General features: G+C 70.0%; 9 protein-coding genes. 7 read left to right on the top strand and 2 right to left on the bottom strand.

Going from position 1 to position 14,591, the window contains the following annotated elements; translation table 11 throughout:
- Nucleotides 1-58 precede the first annotated feature (58 nt).
- A complete protein-coding gene (locus AC1DZC_RS07460; RefSeq protein WP_477038032.1) occupies nt 59-1,093 on the bottom strand; it encodes a LacI family DNA-binding transcriptional regulator in 1,035 nt (344 codons plus the stop codon).
- Between the two features lie 362 nt (nt 1,094-1,455).
- Here AC1DZC_RS07460 and AC1DZC_RS07455 point away from each other — a divergent pair, with 362 nt between their 5' ends.
- The 7 genes from AC1DZC_RS07455 to AC1DZC_RS07425 all read left to right on the top strand — a co-directional run bounded on the left by AC1DZC_RS07455 (nt 1,456) and on the right by AC1DZC_RS07425 (nt 13,064).
- Nucleotides 1,456-2,772: an ABC transporter substrate-binding protein gene (locus AC1DZC_RS07455; RefSeq protein ID WP_477038031.1), complete on the top strand. Its 1,317-nt coding sequence runs from the start codon at nt 1,456-1,458 to the stop codon at nt 2,770-2,772.
- Nucleotides 2,773-2,862: 90 nt separating this feature from the next.
- Nucleotides 2,863-3,843: a carbohydrate ABC transporter permease gene (locus AC1DZC_RS07450; RefSeq protein ID WP_477042778.1), complete on the top strand. Its 981-nt coding sequence runs from the start codon at nt 2,863-2,865 to the stop codon at nt 3,841-3,843.
- Nucleotides 3,836-4,648, top strand: coding sequence for a carbohydrate ABC transporter permease (locus tag AC1DZC_RS07445; RefSeq protein ID WP_477038029.1), 813 nt, complete (start codon nt 3,836-3,838; stop codon nt 4,646-4,648). The genes AC1DZC_RS07450 and AC1DZC_RS07445 overlap by 8 nt, the downstream gene beginning before the upstream one ends.
- Complete coding sequence (gene lacZ, locus AC1DZC_RS07440) at nt 4,645-7,650, top strand: beta-galactosidase, LacZ type (RefSeq protein WP_477042777.1); 3,006 nt, start codon at nt 4,645-4,647, stop codon at nt 7,648-7,650. Before AC1DZC_RS07445 ends, lacZ begins: the two co-directional genes overlap by 4 nt.
- Nucleotides 7,651-7,820: 170 nt before the next feature.
- Complete coding sequence (locus AC1DZC_RS07435) at nt 7,821-9,938, top strand: beta-galactosidase (protein ID WP_477042776.1); 2,118 nt, start codon at nt 7,821-7,823, stop codon at nt 9,936-9,938.
- Nucleotides 9,908-11,944 (top strand): beta-galactosidase, encoded by a 2,037-nt coding sequence (locus tag AC1DZC_RS07430; protein WP_477042775.1) that lies wholly within the window; start codon nt 9,908-9,910, stop codon nt 11,942-11,944. Before AC1DZC_RS07435 ends, AC1DZC_RS07430 begins: the two co-directional genes overlap by 31 nt.
- A gap of 79 nt (nt 11,945-12,023) precedes the next feature.
- Nucleotides 12,024-13,064, top strand: coding sequence for a LacI family DNA-binding transcriptional regulator (locus AC1DZC_RS07425; RefSeq protein WP_477038025.1), 1,041 nt, complete (start codon nt 12,024-12,026; stop codon nt 13,062-13,064).
- Between the two features lie 6 nt (nt 13,065-13,070).
- Here the strand turns inward: AC1DZC_RS07425 and arfA are convergent, their stop codons facing one another.
- Nucleotides 13,071-14,588: an arabinosylfuranosidase ArfA gene (arfA, locus tag AC1DZC_RS07420; RefSeq protein WP_477038024.1), complete on the bottom strand. Its 1,518-nt coding sequence runs from the start codon at nt 14,586-14,588 to the stop codon at nt 13,071-13,073.
- Nucleotides 14,589-14,591: the final 3 nt, after the last annotated feature.

The following is a 14,591-nucleotide window of genomic DNA, read 5'->3' as shown; positions in this document are numbered from 1 at the left end:
GAGTCCTCATCGTCGTGCGGCGGCGTGCGTGGTCCTGGGGCGACCTCGACGTCGAGGTTCAGCGTGGAGGTGGCGGTCCGGTGCTCGCCCGGACGATGAGCTCCGTGGGCACGACGGTCAGGGCCGGCGGGGGCACGGAACGCAACCGGAGCTGACCGAGGACGAGGGTGATGAGTGCGCGGCCGATGGCGTGGAAGTCCTGCCGGACCGTCGTCAGAGGTGGTGACGTCCAGCCGGCGACGGCGATGTCGTCGAAGCCCACCACGGACACGTCGTCGGGCACGCGGCGACCGGCCTCGTTCAGCGCCCGCACCAGGCCGAGCGCCATCTCGTCGTTGGCGCAGAACACGGCGGTGACGTCGGGGTCGGCCGCGAGCCGCAGTCCCGCCTCGTAGCCGTCGTGCGCGCTCCAGTCTCCGTACACCGGCTCGGGCGGACGGATCCCGGCTTCCAGGAGGCATCGGCGCCACGTGCCGCTGCGCACCAGGGCGTGCTCCGAGTCCCGCGGCCCAGCGAGGTGGTGCACGGTGCGGTGTCCCAGGCCGAGCAGGTGTCGCATCGCGTCCTCGCTGCCCTGGACCTGGTCGGCGGTGACGGTGGGGTAGTGGCCCGCGAACTTGGAGAAGGACACCGCAACGGGCATGCCCGCGGGGAGCGCCAGCGTCGCCGGCGACGCCTGCTCGGCCCGCATGATGACGAGCCCGTCGATGGCCTGGTGCGAGATGCGGTGCGCCGCGCTGTCCCAGCTCTCCCGAGCGGGGTTGCGCACGTGCAGGAGCGTGACCGAGTAGTCCTCGAGCGCGGCGGCTTCGACCAGGGCCTCGACGGTGAGGGCCTCGCCGGTGCGCTGGAAGCCGGTCGAGAGCACTCCGATGGCCCCGAACGTGCCGTTCCGCAGCGCCTGTGCCGCCCGGTTCGGCGAGTACCCGAGCTGGTCCATCGCGTGCACGACTTTCGCGCGGGTACTCGGTCGGACCGAGTCGGCGCCGGTCGAGACGCGCGACACCGTCTGCGGCGAGACACCCGCAAGACGGGCGACGTCGCCGATCGAGGGGCCCGAGCGGCGACGGCCGGGCGCAGGCGCAGTTGTCATGGCGCGATGCTAGTGGTACGGAGCGATGGTGACGTCACCATATCGCCCACCACGCCGGAAAATGCATGCCTTTCCGTTACCAAAGCGTCGCCGAACGAGGCGCCAACCGCTGCTATGGTGACGTCACCAAACGCCAGAGAGGGTCGAGTGACGCGGTTGTCGCTCATGGTCGGTGTGGACCGGACCCCTCGGGCGTGGAGCTGATAACCGCCTCACCCAGAGCACGGTGCACGACCTCCAACAGCACAGTCGACCTTTCCCGGTCACTCGCCGCGATGTCGCGGCGGGGCAGCGGGAGCCGGCGGCTCGGCGCGAGCCGGCGGCGGTCCACGGGACGACCAACAGCACGAAGGGACTACCCGATGAAGAAGACACGCACGCTCGGCGCGCTGGGCGCCGTCTTGTCGCTGAGCCTTGCCCTTGCCGCTTGCAGCGGCGGGGACGGCGGCTCCGGCGGGGACGAGACGGCTGCCGCGAGCGGTGGTACCTGCGACGAACTGACGGTGTGGGCCTGGGACCCGGCGTTCAACATCTACGCCCTCCAGGAGGCCGAGAAGGTCTACCAGGCCGATCACCCGGACTTCAAGCTCAACATCGTCGAGACGCCCTGGGACGACCTGCAGACGAAGCTGACCACGCTGGCCCAGTCGGGCGAGACGGACCAGCTGCCGGACATCTTCCTGATGCAGAACAACGCGTTCCAGAAGAACGTCATCAACTACCCGGACATCTTCGCCGACTTCGCCGACTCCACGGTCGACTTCAGCGAGTTCCCCGAGTCCGTCGTGTCGTACTCCACGGTCGACGACACCAACTACGGCGTGCCGTTCGACAACGGCACCGCGATCGGCGCGTACCGGACCGACATCCTGGAGCAGGCCGGCTACACGGTCGACGACTTCACCGACATCACGTGGGACGAGTTCCTCACGATCGGCGAGGACGTGCTGGCCAAGACCGGCAAGCCGATGCTCACGGGTCAGGCCGGCTCCTCCGACACGATCATGATGATGCTGCAGAGTGCGGGCGCCAGCATGTTCGACGACGAGGGCAACCCGACCATCACCGACAACGAGGCCCTGCTGGCCGCCATCGACATGTACCAGAAGCTGGTCAAGTCCGGTGTCTATGTCGAGGTCAACTCCTGGGACGAGTACATCAACACGATCGTGAACTCGAACACGGCCAGCGTCATCAACGGCGTGTGGATCTCCGGCTCGATCCAGTCCGCCGCGGACCAGTCCGGGAAGTGGGCCGTCACCAACGTCCCGAAGCTCGAGGGTGTCAAGGGCGCGACCAACTACACGGCGAACGGCGGCTCGTCCTGGGCCACCAGCGCAGGCCCCAACAGCCAGTGCGCGGACGACTTCCTCGCCGCGACGTTCGCCGGCTCGACCGCCTTCTACGACACGATCCTCCCGGCCTCCGGGGCGCTCGCCAACTGGCTCCCGGCTGGTGACTCGGACGTCTACAGCCAGCCGCAGGAGTTCTTCGGCGGGCAGCCGATCTACGCCGACGTCCTCAAGTTCGCAGCGAAGGTTCCCAGCAACAACACGGGCGCCTACTACTACGAGGGTCGCGACGCCGTGAGCGTCGCCATCACCAACATCATGAACGGGGCCGACCCGAAGACCGCGCTCGCGGAGGCGCAGTCGACCGTCGAGTTCGCCATGGGGTGACCTCAGGGCGGGCGGCGGATGCCACTTCCAGGGCTCCGCCGCCCGCTTTTCCGCCCTGTTCGTCACCTGCGAAGAAGAGGTGAGCTGCTCATGTCCGCTCCCACCGCACCGACCGAAGGTCGCGCGCCGAGCGCGCCGCCCGTCGGGACGAAGAAGTCCCGGCCGTCCAAGCCGCCCAAGGCGCCGCCCCTGTCGGCGATAGCGCGCCGCCGCAGCCTGACGGGCTGGGCGTTCATCCTGCCGGCCGCAGCCATCATCGTGCTGGTCAACTTCTGGCCCATGATCAACGCGTTCTTCCTGTCGCTGAAGACGGGACGCGGGACGAGGCTCACCTGGGCAGACCCGCTCTGGCTGAACTACCAGCGCCTGTTCCAKGACGACAACTTCCGGCTGACGCTGAGCACGACCTTCATCTTCCTGATCGTCCAGGTGCCGATCATGCTTGGCATCGCCATGGTGCTGGCAAACCTGCTCAATGCGCCGTGGCTGAAGTACAAGGCGTTCTGGCGCACGGCGATCTTCCTGCCGTGCGCGGTGGGCCTGGTGTCGTACTCGCTGGTGTTTCGGCAGATGTTCGCGACGGACGGACTCGTCAACGACCTGCTCATCAACACCGGGATACTCGACGATCCCGTCAACTGGCTCGGCCAGACGGGCACCGCGCGGCTGGTGATCATCCTCGGGCTGCTGTGGCGCTGGACCGGCTACAACATGATCTTCTTCCTGGCCGCCCTGCAGAACATCGACCGGTCCACCCTGGAGGCCGCCCGCGTCGACGGTGCGAGCGGGTTCAAGACCTTCTGGTACGTGACGATGCCGCAGCTCAAGCCGATCATCCTGCTCTGCGCGATCCTGTCGACCAACGGCACGCTGCAGATGTTCGACGAGTCGTACAACCTGACCAACGGCGGCCCCGGCAACACGACGATGTCGGTGTCGATGTACCTGTACAACGTGTCGTTCCGCAACAGCCCGAACTTCGGGTACGCGGCCGCCATCTCCTACGCGATCCTCATCATCGTGGCCGTCCTGGCCGCCATTCAGCTGAAGGTGGGCGACAAGCGTGACTAAGACAACCCTGCGCCGGATTCCCGCGTACGCATTCCTGTCGGTCGCCGTCATCCTGTCGGTCTTCCCGCTCTACTTCATGACGGTCTCGGCGACGAACACGAGCAACGAGGTCGTGGCGTCCAAGCTGCTGCCGGGCAGCAACCTCGTCGAGAACTTCCAGTCGCTCGTCGACTCCCAGCCCCTGTGGACGGCGGCGTACCACTCGTCGCTCAACGCCATCGTGACCACCGTGCTCGCCCTGGTCCTGTGCTCGATCGCCGGGTACGCGTTCGAGATCTACCACTCGCGAGCCAAGGACGCCGTCATGGCGATCCTGCTCCTGGCGATCATGATCCCGTTCGCGGCCACGATGATCCCGTTGTTCCGCCTCTTCGCGCAGGTGGGCCTGGTCAACTCGACGACCGCGGTCGTCCTGCCCCTGATCGCGACGCCCTTCCTGATCCTGCTGTTCCGGCAGGCCTCGCGGACGTTCCCGCACGAGATCATCGAGGCCGCGCGCCTCGACGGGCTGGGCGAGGTGAGCATCTTCGCGCGCATCTACCTGCCGACGATGAAGCCCACCCTCGCTGCCGCGGGCGTCATCACGTTCCTGTTCTCGTGGAACAACTTCCTGTGGCCGAAGGTGATCCTCGTCGACAACGCCTACCAGACCTTGCCCATGCTCCTGTCGAACATGCGCGCCGGGTACGTCACCGACTACGGGAGCCTCATGCTCGCCGTGCTCATCGTCTCGGTGCCGACGATGGTCGTCTTCCTCGCGCTGCAGCGCCACTTCGCCGAGGGCGTCACGGGGGCCATCAAGTGACCTTCGATCTCGCCCGCATCGCCGACCCCGAATACGTCAAGGAGAACCGGCTCGACCCGCACTCCGACCACCGGTGGTTCGCCTCCTCGCACGAGGCGGTCACCGGGACGAGCTCGTTCGAGCAGTCGCTCAACGGGCTGTGGAAGCTGCACTACGCGAAGAGCCCTGCCCTCGTCGTTCCCGGCTTCGAGCGGGTGGACGTCGACGACTCCGGCTGGGACGACGTGCCGGTGCCCGCCCACGTGCAGCTGCTCGGCTACGACCGCCCGCAGTACACCAACGTGCAGTACCCGTGGGACGGCTACGAGCAGCTCGAGCCGGGGGAGGTACCGCAGCGGTACAACCCCGTGGCGACCTACCGCCGGACCTTCACGCTCGAGCACCCGCTCGAGCCCGGAGAGCGGCTGAGCGTCAGCTTCCACGGCGCCGAGAGCGCCGTCGCCGTGTGGCTGAACGGCTCCTACGTGGGCTACGGGACGGACTCGTTCACCCCGTCGGAGTTCGACCTCACCGACGCACTGGTCGACGGTGAGAACGTCATCGTGGCGCAGGTGGTCCGGTGGAGCGCCGGCTCATGGATCGAGGACCAGGACTTCTTCAGGTTCTCGGGCCTGTTCCGGGACGTCGTCCTGTACCGCCGGCCCACCGTGCACGTCGAAGACGTCGCCGTGGTGACCGACGTCGCCGACGACCTCTCCGAGGCGACGGTGCGGGTGCGCGTCGTGCTCGCCGGCGAAGGCAGCGTGGACGCCACGATCGCCGGTGCCGGACAGCTCGGTGGCGACGACGAGCTCGTGGTCCGCATCGAGAGCCCGCGACTGTGGAGCGCAGAGGACCCGCACCTGTACGACCTCACGCTCGACGTGTACGACGGGTCGGGCCGCCTGACGGAGCACGTCCCCGTGCGGGTGGGGGTGCGCCGGTTCGGCATCGAGGACGGGCTGCTGAAGGTCAACGGGTCCCGCGTGGTCTTCAACGGGGTGAACAGGCACGACTTCGGCCTCCAGGGTCGCGTGATGACCCGTGAGCAGACCGAGGCCGACATCCGGCTCATGAAGCGGCTGAACATCAACGCGGTGCGGACCAGCCACTACCCGAACAACTCGTTCTTCTACGAGCTGTGCGACGAGTACGGCCTGTACGTCATCGACGAGATGAATCTCGAGTCGCACGGCATGTGGGACCGCGTCGCCCGAGGCGGGGTGGGGATCGAGGAGGCGTTGCCCGGGGACCGCCCGGAGTGGCTGCCGACTCTTCTCGACCGCGCCGCGAGCATGCTGGAGCGGGACAAGAACCACGCGAGCATCGTCATGTGGTCGTGCGGGAACGAGTCGTTCGGCGGGACGGGCATCCTGAACGTCGCGGAGTACTTCCGTGGCGCAGACTCCCGGCCGGTGCACTACGAAGGCGTCCACTGGGACCCCCGGTACCCGCAGACGACCGACGTCGTGTCGCGGATGTACGCGCCGGCCGCCGAGATCGAGGAGTTCCTCGCGACGCACCGTGACAAGCCCTACCTGCTGTGCGAGTACGCCCACGCGATGGGCAACTCGTTCGGGGCGGTCCACAAGTACGTCGACCTCGCCTACCGTGAGCCGCTGTTCCAGGGCGGGTTCATCTGGGACTTCGCGGACCAGGCGCTCCGGCGTACCGACCCGAGCGGCCGTGAGTACTTCGGATACGGCGGGGACTTCGGTGACGCGCCGCACGACTCCGACTTCAGCGGCAACGGCATCGTCTTCGCCGATCGCACCCTCAAGCCGCTCGCGCAGGAGGTGCGCTACCTCTACCAGGGCTACCGGCTCTCGGTGGACGGCGACAAGGTCACGGTCGAGAACCGTCACCTCGCCACCCCGTCGTCGGCGCACGAGTGCGTGGTGACCCTCGCCCGGGAGGGGCGGGTGCTGCAGGAGGAGGTGCTCGAGACGGCCGTCGTCCCGGGGACCTCGCAGATCTACGCGCTCCCCGTCACGGTGCCGACCGCACCCGGGGAGTACACCGTCGACGTGTCCTTCCGACTGCGACGCACCACCCGCTGGGCCCCGGCCGGGCACGAGGTGGCGCACGAGCAGGCGGTCGTGGTCGTGCCCGGTTCCACGCCGACCCGCCGCGCCGCCGCGCCGGAGGTCGTGTACGGCATCCACAACGTGGGCGTGCGGGGGCGGCACTTCACCGCCTTGTTCTCCCGGCTGCACGGTGGGCTGCTCTCGTACCGCTACGGGCTGACCCCGGACGGTGGCCGTGAGCTGCTGCGCTCCGTTCCCCAGCCGTGCTTCTGGCACGCGCCCACGTCCAACGAGAGCGGATGGGGCGCACCGGCGCACGACGGCGCGTGGCTTCTCGCCAGCCGGTATGCCAAGGCCGTTCGCGGTCCCGACCAGCCCGTCGTCGAGCAGACGGACGCCGGCGTCCGCGTCCGCTTCCGGTACGAGCTGCCCACCTCGCCTGCGGGGGAGTGTGAGCTCTCCTACCTCGTGGACGGTGACGGGCGCGTCGAGGTGACCCTCACGGTGCGACCTGGGGCGGGTCTGTCAGACATGCCGGAGCTCGGGCTCCTCCTGGTGACCGACCCCGCGTTCCGCAACCTGCGCTGGTACGGGGACGGGCCCGAAGAGTCATATGTCGACCGTCGAGCGGGCGCACGCCTGGGTGTCTGGGAGGCCGACGTCCGTACCTCGCTCACGCCCTACCTGCGTCCGCAGGAGGCGGGCAGCCGGACCGGCGTGCGCTGGGCGACCGTGACGGACGAGCAAGGTGCGGGCCTGCGGCTGGAGTCGGACCAGGGCATGGAGCTGTCGGCCCTGCCGTGGACGCCGTTCGAGATCGAGAACGCCGCGCACCACACGGAGCTGCCGCCGATCTATCAGACGGTGCTGCGTCCAGCGCTCCAGCGGCGTGGGGTCGGTGGCGACGACTCCTGGGGAGCGCAAACCCATGCCGAGTACCGACTTCCTACGGAGACCGAGCTGACGTTCCGGTTCGCGTTCCGCGGGCTCCTCTAGGCCTGGACCGGGACGTTGCCGACGGGGGTGCATGCGCTCCCGTCGGCAACCGGTACACCGCCGCCGGCGACCGTAGCCACGCCACCTCCCCTGACCTCGGGGCGGACCCGCCCGGCGAGCGGGGGCCGGGGACAGGCGCAGATTCCACCACCACGGAGAGAGAGCATGCTGTGCAGCACGACCGAGTGCGCTTCGGCGCGGCGTACTACTACGAGTACGCGGGTCCGGGGCAGGACCCGAAGCCGGAGACGCTGGAGCGGGACCTCGACCTGATGAAGGACGCGGCCTTCTCGGTGATCCGGGTGGGGGAGTCGGTCTGGTCCACGTGGGAGCCCGACGAGGGCAGGTTCGAGCTGGACTGGCTCGAGCCCGTCCTCGACGCAGCACTGGCCCGGGGGATCGACGTGGTCATCGGCACGCCGACGTACGCGCTGCCCATGTGGATGGTCCGGCGCTACCCCGAGGTCGCCGGCGAGGACCGCACGGGCAGCCCGATGGGCTGGGGAGCGCGGCAGGAGGCGGACTTCACGCACCCCGTGTTCCGGCTCTACGCGATGCGGATCCTGCGCAAGATCGTCGAGCGCTACCGGGACCACCCCGCTGTGATCGGCTACCAGGTGGACAACGAGCCCGGTGGACACCTCCTGCACAACCACGGGGTGTTCCAGCGGTTCGTCGACCACCTACGGCACACGTACGGCGACGTCGAGACCCTGAACCGGGAGTGGGGGCTGGTGTACTGGTCGCACCGGCTGTCGTCGTGGGCGGACCTGTGGACCCCGGACGGCAACGCCCAGCCGCAGTACGACCTCGCCTGGCGTGAGTTCCAGGCGAGGCTGACCACCGAGATGATCGACTGGCAGGCCCGAGCGGTCCGCGAGCTCGCCCGCTCTGACCAGTTCGTCACCACCTGCATCTCCTACGACCGCCCGGCCCTGGAGGACGCGGATCTCGCCTCCGTCCTCGACGTCACCAGTGGGAACCCCTACTACCGCATGGCTGACGGGCTTGCGCACCCCAGCGCAGCGGTCGTGCCGCAGTACTGGACGACCAACGGCACCTGGACCCTGTTCCAGTCGGGCGACGCGATGTTCTCGAGTCGCGGCGAGCCGTTCCTGGTGACCGAGACGGATGCCCAGGCGATCGGTGGATCGAGCACCAACTACCCGGCCTACCCGGGCCAGTGGCGGCAGGCAGCCTGGGCGCTCGTCGCGCGGGGTGCGCGGATGGTCGAGTACTGGCACTGGCACACGCTGCACTACGGCACGGAGACGTACTGGGGCGGGATCCTGCCGCACAGCGGGCGCCCGGGTCGGGCCTACGACGAGATCGCCCGGCTGGGTGCTGAGCTCGCCCGCGCGGGTGGCGCGATCGCCGATGCGACGCCCGACGCCGACATCGCGATCCTGAGCTCGACGAAGGCGCGGTTCGCGCTGGCGGCGCAGCCGCCGCTGCAGCTCGGCGACGGCACCGAGGACGCCAACAGCTACCCGCGGATCGTCGCGGCGTTCTACCGGGGCGCGTTCGACGCCGGGCTGCAGGTGCGCGTGGTGCGCCCGCGCTACCTCTTCGACGACGAGCCGGCGGAGGCGGCCCGCGCGCACCCCGTCCTGGTGGCGGCGGGCTACTACCCGGCCTCCGACCGCGACCTCGACTGGCTGCGCCGGTACGCCGAGGCAGGCGGGCACCTCGTCGTCGGGCCACGGACGGGGTATGCGGACGGTGAGGCACGCGCGCGGGCCGAGACCCAGCCCGCACGCCTGTCCGAGCCCGCCGGGGCCTGGTACGACGAGTTCTGCAACCTCGACGAGCCGGTCCCGGTGCGTGGGTCCGCCGCCTTCCCGCTCGCCGAGGGCGCGGCGGCGACGGCCTGGGCGGAGTGCCTCGTGCCGGACGGCGCGGACGTCCTGGCCACCTACGACCACCCGCACCTGGGCACCTGGGCCGCGGTCACCACGCGGGCGTACGGCGCCGGCCGGGTGACGGTCGTCGGCACGGTGCCGGACCTGACCCTTGCCCGCAGCCTCGCGCACTGGCTGGTCCCGACACCGCTCGCGGGCTGGTCCGACCTGCCACCGAGCGTCACCGTCCACAGCTCGTCCCGTTCCGACGACGCGCGCGTGCACGTCGTCCACAACTGGTCCTGGGAGGCCACCGTGGTAACCGTTCCGACCGACCTGGACGTCATCGCGGCGCCGCACGGGTCCTCCCCGACCCCGACCCGGTTCGCCGCGGGCGACACCGTCACGCTCGGCGCGTGGGACGTGCTCGTGGCGGTGACCCGGTGAGCGCGCGCTGGACCGGCCCCTGGCCCACCGAGGGCATCGCGTTCGGGGCGGACTACAACCCGGAGCAGTGGCCCGAGGAGGTCTGGGCGGAGGACATCGCGCTCATGCGCGAGGCGGGCGTGAACCTGGTGAGCGTCGGCATCTTCTCCTGGGGCGAGCTCGAGCCCGAGGAGGGTCGGTTCGAGTTCGGCTGGCTGGACCGGGTCCTGGACCTGCTGCACGAGGCCGGGATCGGGGTGGACCTGGCGACGCCGAGCGCGGCGCCGCCGGTGTGGCTGCACCTCTTGCACCCGGAGATGCTGCCGGTGGACGCCGACGGCCTGCGGTTCACGCACGGCAGCCGCGAGTCGTGGTGCGTGAGCTCGCCGGTCATCCGGCACCACGCCACGCGGATCGCCCGGGTGGTCGCCGAGCGGTACGGCCACCATCCCGCGGTGAAGATGTGGCACGTCTCCAACGAGCTCGCCTGCCACAACGGGCGCTGCTACTGCGACGTGTCCGCAGCCGCGTTCCGCGACTGGCTGGGCAAGGAGTATGCGGACGTCGACGCGCTCAACCTGGCGTGGGGGACCGCGTTCTGGGGGCAGCGCTACTCGTCCTTCGAGCAGATCCTGCCGCCCCGACGCACCACCACGATCCCGAACCCCGGGCACCGGCTCGCGTTCGAGCGGTTCTCCTCCGACGCGTTCGTCGCGCACCTCGAGGCCGAGGCGGCGGTGCTGCGCGAGGTGACACCGCACCTGCCGGTCACCACCAACTACATGGTCATGGGCGACTTCCACCAGATCGACTACACGCAGACCACGCCGTTGGTCGACATCGTGTCCAACGACCACTACCTCTGGGGCGAGGACCCGCGTGGGTGGGCGGAGCTCGCCTTCAGCGCCGATCGGACGCGCGGGCTGGCCGGGGGCCACCCCTGGATCCTCATGGAGCACTCCACGAGCGCGGTCAACTGGCAGCCGCGCAACATCGCCAAGGAGCCCGGGCAGATGCTGCGCAACGCGCTGCAGCATGTCGCCCGCGGCTCGGACGGGGTGCTCTTCTTCCAGTGGCGGCAGTCGCGCGCCGGTGCGGAGAAGTACCACTCCGGGCTGGTGCCGCACGCCGGACGCGACTCTGCGCTGTTCCGGGACGTCGTCGAGCTGGGGGCCACCCTGGGCCGGCTCGCCGAGGTGCGGGGGAGCGAGGTCGAGCGGGCCCGCGTGGCGCTCCTGTGGGACACGCAGGCGTGGTGGGCGGCCGAGCTCGAGGCTCACCCCACCGTCGACCTGCGCTACCTCGACCTGGCCCGGCGCATGCACGGCGCGCTGCTCGACGCGGGCGTCGCGGTGGACGTCCTGCCGGCCGGGTCGACGCTCGACGCCTACGACGTCGTCCTGGTGCCCACGCTGTATCTCGCACCGGAGGACCTCTCGGACCGGCTGACCGAGGTCGTGGCTCGGGGCGGGCAGGTGCTCGTCTCGTACTTCTCGGGCATCGTCGACGCCTCGGACCGGGTCATCCTGGGCGGGTACCCCGGGGCGTTCCGGGACCTGCTGGGGGTGCGTGTGGAGGAGTTCGCGCCGCTGGCGGCCGAGGGGACCACGACGTTGAGCGACGGGAGCACCGGAGAGGTCTGGACCGAGCGCATGACGTTGACGGGCGCCGAGGCCCTGGCGAGCTACGTCGACGGACCGTCGGCGGGCGGTCCTGCGGTCACGCGCCGGAGCACGCGGTCGGGCGGTGCCGCGTGGTACCTGTCGACCCGCCTCGACGACCGGTCCCTCGCCGATCTGCTCGGACGCGTGCTCGCGGCCTCCGGCGTCTCGTCCCTCGTCCCGTCGCCGGATGGCCTGGAGGTCGTCCGTCGGACGAGCGCTTCCGGCAGCTGGCTGTTCGCGCTCAACCACACCAGCACGGTCATGCCTCTGCACGCCTCCGGGCACGACCTCGTGGCTGACCGACGTCACGAGTCAGGGGAGGGCGTCCCAGCGCTGGGCGTCGTCGTCGTCCGAGAAGACTGAGCACGCTCGAGGACGTCCGCGACGGTACGTCCGCGATCAGGCGCCTGTCGGTGATCCCGTTCCCCTAGAGTCTCGTGCGATGGGACCGACGACCGCGCCGCGCAGACGCCCGACGATCCGCGACGTGGCGGCTGCGGCGGGCGTGTCCCGGGGGACGGTCTCGCGCGTCATCAACGGGGGGCACTGGGTGTCCCCGGACTCGCTCGCGGCCGTCCAGGAGGCGATCCGCACCACGGGGTACTCGGCCAACCAGCACGCGCGGAGCCTGGTCACCGGACGGTCGAACTCGGTGGCGTTCCTGCTCACGGAGCCGCAGCACCTGCTGTTCGAGGACCCCACGTTCTCGATCCTGCTGCGGGGGGCCGCCCAGGCGCTGGCCGCCCGCAGCATGCCGCTCCTGCTCATGGTCGCGGGCACCCCCGAGGAGCAGAAGCAGGTGTCGTCCTACGTCGGCGCCGGGCACGTCGACGGGGTGCTCGCGATCTCCTCGCACAGCGGCAACCAGCTGCTCGACGCGCTCGTGCAGCAGGGCATCCCGATGATCGCCTGCGGCATCCCGCTCGGCTTCGAGGGCAGCCTCGGCTACGTGGCCGCCGACGACGTGGGCGGCGGGCGGCGCATGACCCGGCACCTGCTGGACCTCGGGCGCACCAGGATCGCGACGATCACCGGACCGCTGGACACCCCCGGGGGCCGCCTGAGGCTCGAGGGGTACCGCGAGGAGCTCGGTCCGCTCTACGACGAGGCGCTGGTGGTCCACGGTGACTACACGCGCGACGGCGGTGCCGTCGGCATGCGCACGCTCCTGGAGCGGCGACCGGACCTGGATGCGGTGTTCGTGGGCTCCGACCTGATGGCCGCCGGCGCCCTGCAGGTGCTCCGCGAGGCCGGCAGACGCGTCCCGCAGGACGTCGCCGTCGGAGGGTTCGACGACTCCGGGCTGGCCGCCACGCTCGACCCGCCGCTGACCACGATGCGGCAGCCGCTCGAGCGCATCGCCGGCGAGATGGTGCGACTGCTCATCGAGCTGGTCGAGGGCGGGGAGCCCGCGGCCGTCACGCTGCCGACCTCGCTCGTCGTGCGCGCCAGCACCGGACCGGTCCCCCCGACGGATTCCTGACCAGCATCACGCCTCGATGCGCAGCTCCACCCAGGCGATGGGCGGGACGGTCATCACGAGGGTGCGGCCCTCTCGCACGACGTCGAGGTCGTGGAGCCGTACCCGGTCGGGGTCTGCGAGGGTGTTCGCGGCGAGCGGGTCGTCGTCGGTGAGCACCTGCGCCCGGATCGTCGCGGTCTCGAGCGCGTCGCCGATCGCGCTGACGTCGATCCGGATCTGGGTGGCCTGGTCGACAGAGCGGTTGACAGCGTGGACCGTGTAGCGCCCGGCGGTCTCGTCGTACGAGCCGACGCCGTCGACGACCGGCACGTCGCCGAGGCCGGGCGACGGGTAGGTGGGGGACCGCACGGCGAGGTCGAGGGCGGTGCCGCGCGCGTGCGCGGAGGTTGCCGCGAACGGGAAGAACGTGGTCTGGCGCCAGGCGGGGCCGCCGGGCTCGGTCATGATCGGGGCGATGACGTTGACGAGCTGTGCCAGCGACGCGCTCGTGACGCGGTCGGCGTGCCGGAGCAACGTGATGAGCAGGCTGCCGAAGACGACGGCATCGGTGACGGTGTAGACGTCTTCGAGCAGGCGGGGCGCCTGGGGCCAGTTGTCGACGCCTTCGATGCGGTCGACGTTCTCGAAGCGGCTGTTGTACCAGATGTTCCACTCGTCGAAGGAGATGTTGATCGTCCGGTCGCTGCCGCGCACCTCCTTGACGTGGTCGGCTGTCGCGACGACCGTGCGGATGAAGCGGTCCATGTCGACGCCCGAGGCAAGGAAGGCGGCGCGGTCCCCCTTGTCCTCGTAGTACGCGTGGCAGGAGATGTAGTCGACCGCGTCGTACGCGTGGCCGAGAACGACCCGCTCCCACTCCCCGAACGTGGGCATCGAGGAGCTGGACGATCCGCAGACGACCAGCTCCAGGTCCGGGTCGAACTGCTTCATCGCCTGGGCTGTCTGCGCGGCAAGCTTTCCGTAGTCGTCGGCGGAGCGGTGCCCGATCTGCCAGGGTCCGTCCATCTCGTTGCCCAGGCACCAGATCCGCACGTCGAACGGCTCGGAGCGTCCGTTCGCGATCCGTTGGTCGGCGAGCGCGCTGCCCTTTCTCAGGTTGGCGTACTCGAGCAGCTGCAGGGCCTCGGCGGTGCCGCGCGTGCCGAGGTTGACCGCGAGCATCAGCTCGCTGCCGACCGCGTCCAGCCAGGCAGCGAACTCGTGCAGGCCGATCTCGTTGGTCTCGGTGGAGTGCCAGGCCAGGTCGAGGCGGCGCGGGCGCTGCTCGCGAGGTCCGACGCTGTCCTCCCATCGGAACGCCGAGACGAAGTTGCCGCCCGGGTAGCGGATCGCGGACACGCCGAGCTCGCGGACCAGCTCGATCACGTCCTTGCGGAACCCGTCCTGGTCCGCCAGGGGGTGGCCGGGCTCGTAGATGCCGTTGTAGACGGCGCGGCCCAGGTGCTCGACGAACGAGCCGTAGAGCCGGGGGTTGATGCGGCCGATCGTGGCGTCGGGCCTGAGGGTGAGGTGAGCGATGTGCATGGG

The organism is Cellulomonas sp. P2_B4 (genome assembly GCF_056404795.1).
Note: the sequence above shows the minus strand (reverse complement) of the source record. Positions and strands in the feature narration are given on the sequence as shown.